This window comes from Paenibacillus sp. 01T422 (genome assembly GCF_056398785.1).
On record NZ_JBFTQB010001109.1, the window covers coordinates 1 to 1,793 of the forward strand.

Here is a 1,793-nt window from a genome sequence, read left to right on the forward strand (position 1 = left end):
GCTCTACCCATCCTAGTATTCCATAACCAATAGCCAGAAAAATGACGATTCTAACTAATTCCAACAAAAACAAAAAAGGTGTAGTCAAAGTTATCAACTCCTAGAATTATTAAATAATAATTATATACTACTATATAGCCTTCTATTTATTCCACCAATATCCAATAACGGAATAAAGCCTCGCGGGGAAACTTAACCCACAAGGCTTATTTGCGTAAACGATGCATTGTTCTTACCCAATTAATTTCCATCTAAAGTTGCACGACATGTCTCGGGGGTTGTTTCGGCCTTGATACGGTCATTCATATTTTTGACTTCATCCGTTGTATGCAAGATATCTGTTGCTATATTCTCGTTAAGATCATTTGTCACATCTGTAGATTCCTGCTTGCCCTTTTGTGTCATTCTGTATCATCTCCAACTCACTGCTATTCGATGTCAAAATAAAAAGACTTCATGACACCTGGAGGAGGCTAGGTGACTAGAAGTCTTTTGTGCAAGCTTGCTTTAAAGTCAAAAAAGTTTAACGTTGAAAGCCTTGGAGTTGCTGTTCAGCCATTTGTACCAATCGTTTCGTAATACTGCCACCAATAGAGCCTGCATCGCGAGTCGCGAGATTTCCATTGTAACCGTCTGGTGAAAGCGGAATTCCTAGTTGTTGAGCTACTTCATATTTCATTTGATTTAAAGCTGCTTTTGCTTGAGGAACCACTAATGTACTGTTGTTTGCCATGGAAAAAATCACTCCTTTTGTTGGTGTAATCATATCATTTGGAGTGGAAGGAATTCTTATGCATTGAAAATTAATAATTATATAAAAAATAAATTCGAATAGATTTGTCAGGTGATTGGAACGATTACAATAAGCGAATAGCGGAGCCAGTAGATAGTTGATTACATTTGCGCTTTTAAATAAAGATGAAAAAGGTGTTGTGAGTGAAGAAAATAAAAAATCCTCTGCTTGCGCTCTGGGCTTGCAGAGGATTACTGCTGATTCATCTATTTGTCATATTGAATATTGAAATACATCAACGATTAATATTCAGATCTCGAAGTTCGTTTCATAATACGTAAATGAAACGGTAAATAGAAATAGTATACAACCAAATAAACAGGTATCGAGTACAAGGGGTTCCAGTGTTTTAATGTCATTATCCCAACAGCTACAGCTAGCCACTCGGCAAGCTCTGATATAGCTGTGAATAATATTGTGTAGAGAAGTTTTTTGGATTCTTGATAAACGTTTAGATAAATAACGGCAAAACCCGGAGGAATAATAGTGTACATGAAGAACTCGGGGATACCTCGTTTATTGGGGCTACCAACGTCAAATAAATCAAGCCAAATGGAAAATATAGTATCGATAACCCAAACAAGTCCGGCGATTAGACCGAAAGTGAGATATATCTCTGGCATGTTTAATCTTTTGGGCATAAAAATGATGAACAACAATAGAAAAACACCAAGAATTGCTGGGTACCACCAACCTTTACTAAAATCCATATTTTGAATGATTTGATTCATAAATGACCACACCTCACAAACTGGGAATGGTCGTTAGTTTGCCCATTAAGTGGATTTTTATGAATGAACATCGGCTGAATATTCGTAAGGTCCTAGCAAGAATCATGGTGTATCGAACATATGTTCCTATGATCTATATTAACACACTGCGGGGGTGTGAGGGAATGGGAAGCAAAGACTTATCTGATGGATATAAACTGACGGCAACCATGCGAGGCTTAGCGATAGGGAGCGAGAGCTCGCAAGGAGTAAATTAATCTAAATAACCC

General features: G+C 37.4%; 4 protein-coding genes. 1 reads left to right on the top strand and 3 read right to left on the bottom strand.

Features of this window, described 5'->3' with window-relative positions; genetic code table 11:
- Nucleotides 1–240: 240 nt before the first annotated feature.
- Nucleotides 241–405 (bottom strand): hypothetical protein, encoded by a 165-nt coding sequence (locus AC1DUA_RS36130; RefSeq protein WP_477504318.1) that lies wholly within the window; start codon nt 403–405, stop codon nt 241–243.
- A gap of 118 nt (nt 406–523) precedes the next feature.
- Nucleotides 524–733, bottom strand: coding sequence for an alpha/beta-type small acid-soluble spore protein (locus AC1DUA_RS36135; RefSeq protein WP_127450781.1), 210 nt, complete (start codon nt 731–733; stop codon nt 524–526).
- A 157-nt stretch (nt 734–890) separates the two neighbouring features.
- Here AC1DUA_RS36135 and AC1DUA_RS36140 point away from each other — a divergent pair, with 157 nt between their 5' ends.
- Entirely contained in the window at nt 891–1,022 is a 132-nt protein-coding gene (locus AC1DUA_RS36140; RefSeq protein WP_477504319.1) for a hypothetical protein, read from the top strand.
- A 13-nt stretch (nt 1,023–1,035) separates the two neighbouring features.
- On the opposite strand, the gene AC1DUA_RS36145 is transcribed toward AC1DUA_RS36140, so the two are convergent.
- Entirely contained in the window at nt 1,036–1,524 is a 489-nt protein-coding gene (locus AC1DUA_RS36145) for a hypothetical protein (RefSeq protein WP_477504320.1), read from the bottom strand.
- Nucleotides 1,525–1,793 lie beyond the last annotated feature (269 nt).